The 4,344-nt window shown below is 43.1% G+C and carries 2 protein-coding genes; both read right to left on the reverse strand.

Annotation, left to right across the window (positions count from 1 at the left end):
• Window positions 1-113 precede the first annotated feature (113 nt).
• A complete protein-coding gene (locus DWU89_RS20175) occupies window positions 114-455 on the reverse strand; it encodes a hypothetical protein (RefSeq protein ID WP_115501420.1) in 342 nt (113 codons plus the stop codon).
• Window positions 456-891: 436 nt separating this feature from the next.
• Window positions 892-4,287, reverse strand: a complete 3,396-nt coding sequence (locus tag DWU89_RS20180) for a DUF6383 domain-containing protein (protein ID WP_115501421.1) — start codon at window positions 4,285-4,287, stop codon at window positions 892-894.
• Between the last annotated feature and the right edge of the window lie 57 nt (window positions 4,288-4,344).

The following is a 4,344-nucleotide window of genomic DNA, read 5'->3' on the forward strand; positions in this document are numbered from 1 at the left end:
ATGCAACTTTTGTGTGATTTATGTCGATTCGTTCGGCATTTGTTCAAATGTAGGGAGAATGAACCGGTTAGCTCACACCTTTTTTGCTTTATTAGTAAAAAGGGTGTCGAATATTATTCGTCTGAAAGATAGCGTTTGGCGGCATCCAATAAACTGGAAAATTTCAGGGGCTCTTTTCCTTCTTCGGGACAGACTTTGATCACCTCGTCGAGCGCACGCAGAAGGGCTTCGCGGTTGCATTTCCCGTCCACCTTGCAGTGTTCGCTCTTGATCAGTGGCGCCAGGAGCGCCAGGAACTGGTGTGTCGGCCCGTGGAAGACGACCCGGTCTTTCCACTCCATATCTTCCTCCAGGGCTGCGTGTTCCAGAATGCGGTTCAGCTGGTTACAGCGTTTTACTAACTCGTGCAGCTGCTTTTCCGCTGGCTGCAGCGTCTCATTTAACTCGCGCAACATCCGGTTCAGGCCGGCGGCTTCAATTTTTTTTTCATGCTGATTGTTTGTTTATTTGGTGATTGATTTGTTGTTGTTTTAGACCGTAGAGATGCACGGCTGTGCATCTCTATACAGCGGTGTGTCAAAACATTCTTGTCCCCGCGCTTGACACATCCCCGTAGAGAGATGCACGGCCGTGCATCTCTACATTAATAAAACGACAAAGCCCCGGAAGTGTTACCATCTTCCGGGACTAATCTTTTGTATGCTTTCGTCCTTCACAGGGTTACCGGCTACATTGAACTTTTTAAATTCAATATACTTTAGTATTATTAATATTAAACTTGACCGCTTGTTCGCCTGTCACAGGGTAATTGGTGTTGATCGAGACGGACAGCCGTCCGTCTCTACAAACCCGCGCGGCCTGTTTTAGAATTATTTGATTATAATTTCATTCTTATTTTACGATTGCTTTTACAGCTTCTTCGCCTTCGATAGCTACAACTACTACACCGGCAGGTGCAGCGATTACAGCGTCGCTTGAAGTAATAACTGTGTTAGCGATTGTCTGGCCCAAGATGTTCGTGATAACAACCTTCTTGCCTTCAGCGTTAGCGATTCTTACAGCACCCTGTTGAGCGATAACTGTTACTTCAGAAGTAGCAATTTGTTCGTTGTCAGTAGCCATATCATCTTTGTTACCCATTTCTACGTTGAAGATCAGCGCATCGTCAGCACCGGTAATCTGGTCGAATGTAGACGGAGCACCAGCAGTACCGGACAATACGATACAACCGTTCTGCATCTTCAACCATTCACCTGTAGTCGGAGCGATATCGCGTTCTTCTCCTTGAGATTCCATCAAGAATGCACGGTCTTCTTCTGCTTCGTTTGCAGCATTTTCAGGATCAACAAAACGCATTGACCATGTTACAAGTTTATGTTCGTCACCCTGCAGGTCTACAATATACTCTTCAGCATATTTCTTGTCCTTAACAGCTTTGTGGATTGCAGCAGTGTCGAAAGTAGCAGGAGTTACATCAGCAAACTGACCAGCCAAGATATACAGGCTATCACCCATGTGAACGGCTTTCACGAAACCGGCACGTGTATAACCCTTCCAACCGTAATCAGCACTCTTAGCAGCATGATCTACAGAATCAGCGAAGTTAACCAGGTATTTACCATAATGGAAGCCAGCTGTTGCCGGAGTTGCATGTGAACAAGACCATTTGTCAAGCGGTTTGCCGTCTTTGTCATAACCATGATTGTGTTCCAACGGACACGGTTCAGCGTCTTTACCCGGAGCATCGTTGCGATCGATAGAGATCAGATACTGAGGTTTGATGTTACCGCTCCAACGGTTTACGAATGCAGTGTCAACGATGAACGATTTGCCGTCTTTCGTGAAGTCCGGAGTATAGATACCTAAGAAGTCGATACCCTTAACCTTGAAGTTTTCGTTAGCTTCAACCTGCAGGTATTCTTTACGATACTTTTCTACGAAACGCAATGTATCGGCAGCATCACCTTCGTTGCCTTCCAACTTCATTGAGTTGAAACGACGGTACAGAGGAGCATCGTATTTACCGATGTTGAAAGCAGATGTTCTCTGTTCGCTCATTTTCTGGTCTTCCAGGATAGCAGAAGCGTCAATAACACCGACTTTAGTGTATGATTCAGAAGCAAGAGTACCCAGAGTTCCATCAACAGCTACCAATGCATGATAATGTTTGTTGTTTGTCAGATCGTTTTCTTCCTTGAACAAGAATGTAGAAGGAGTACCGTAAGCCGGAACTGTAAACATATACTTGTCTTCAGTATTCTTTGACAGGTAAAGTTTGCCCTTTGCTGTCGGAAGATATACCTGGTAAGCCTGTCTGCGTAATTGTTTCAAGCCAGCGATACGTTCTGCGATAGCAGGAGTTACTTCATAACCATAATCGTAGATGTTATCTTCTGCTTCAATTACAAACGGCTGAGTTCCATCCGTAGCCTGAGCCAAAGAGTCTTTTGCAGATTTAACGATATACTTGCTGTCTGCATAGTCATGCAGATAGTTGAATGTATAACGGTTTACCAACAGAGAGTCTGCCTCGAAGTTCTTATAACCTAACAAAGTATCTGACAGGATAGCCAGGTCTTCGATCTGGACGAATTTCAGAGAGTCTTTATCAGTAATAGCCAAATTTCCAATAGTATTTGTATACAGGCAGCTTGCTTCGTCTTTCTGGTTCAACTGAACCTTAGCACCCTCAATTGCAGTAAACTCGCGGTTTGTAATTGTAACCGTAGAAGTCTTTTTAGCTGTTTCAGAATAGATCTTATCTTTCAAAACAACCCACTGGTAAGCCGGCATATGAGCCACTTCCTGCAAACCACCGTTTACAGTTACCCATTTAGCTGCAGAAGTTGTTCCGTTTATAGTGTTATAGATAGGAGCAGCCAGGAACTGACCTGCTTTGTTCTTGATGTAGTACAGACCGTCGTTGACAGAGGTAGCAACGCTTTCAACAAGTGCGCCGGATACGTAGAACGGAATATTATTATCTTGATTAGCCTGATCTAAAGTAAGAACGTTAGCATCGTTCAATTTCTGATAAGAAAGGGTGAGATAAGTCTTAAGAGCGTCATTTGCAGTATGCCAATAAGTCTTCTTTCCCCAAACCTCAACAAGGTCGTCTTTTTTCTCCATCAAACCTGCAGCCTGAACAGTTACGATTACACTATCTTTAAATAAGTCACGTGTAAATGTAAACTCAAATGCCTTTTGAGTAAGACCTCCTTTGCGAGCCAAAGAGTCCAAAGTAACAATTGCACCATCACCATTCTTTGTCACTTTTCCTTCTGCCACAGCAAACTCATACCATTTATTCTCATTTTCTGACACACCAGCCCAGAAAGCAGTATCAACATGAGCAAACTTGAAAGAAGGTTTATCACTTTCAATCTTATTCAAAACAACAGCACCAGATGTTGCTGCAAGTTTAGGTGAAGTCGCATCATTTGCTTCATAAGTAAATGATGCAGGATCAGTATTATCACCAACACTACCAGCACCATCTTTAGCAACAATATTTTGCGCCTGCCATTTTGTGTTTGCAAAGATATTGCCTTTCAATGTCTGGCCTGCATCAATAGTAAAGTACTTGTTAGCACCTGTACCCAATACGTTCAAATCTTTAGCTGTAAGAACTATAGTTGCAGGTTGAGCTGCCTGAACTGCAACTTCTGTTGCATTAGTAATTGTTGGGGTAGCTGTATTCGCATATTTTACAGCAAATACATTTCCTGTTCCCGTTACTTGATACAACTTCATTACAGAGTCCTTATGAAAATAAGCTGCAAGACCTTTAAGTTCAGCAAGTTCCGTACCTGCATCCTTAGTCGTAACCCAGCTCCATTCTGTTTCAACATCTGTCAGTTGTGATGCCTTTTTTACAGCTTCAGCACTACCATCTGCAGCTAAAGCAGCAGTAGAAACATCAATCGCATTAGCAGGATCAAAAGAAAGAGTCATACCTTCTGCCTTGTTTGTGAATACAAAACGGTTAGCACCGGCAACAGCATTAACCTTAATGCTCCAAAGCATCGGGTTGATCTTGTCTAATGTTGTAAAACCTGTAACATCGCCAGCCTTAACTACACCAGCATCCATATACACACCTGTTGCAATTTCTGCAGGACTGCCTGTAGTACCAGTCGCCTTAGTCGTACTTAGGACATAATAACGGGAGCCACTCGCCAACTGCTCGATTTTGTCAACTTTATTGACATTGATGCCAGCAGCATTCGCAGCAACCGAACCGACCAGCAGAGCGCCGGTCAAAAGCGTAGAAAACTTTTTGTTCATAATTTAATAATTTAATTAGTAATAAAACTTATGTGTTATATAATGTATAGCATCTCG

Source organism: Parabacteroides acidifaciens, assembly GCF_003363715.1.
Classification (GTDB): domain Bacteria; phylum Bacteroidota; class Bacteroidia; order Bacteroidales; family Tannerellaceae; genus Parabacteroides; species Parabacteroides acidifaciens.

Coding starts and splice junctions, on each gene's coding strand:
- DWU89_RS20175 (WP_115501420.1), bottom strand. CDS start 455: ATGTTGCGCGAGTTAAATGAGACGCTGCAGCCAGCGGAAAAGCAGCTG.
- DWU89_RS20180 (WP_115501421.1), bottom strand. CDS start 4,287: ATGAACAAAAAGTTTTCTACGCTTTTGACCGGCGCTCTGCTGGTCGGT.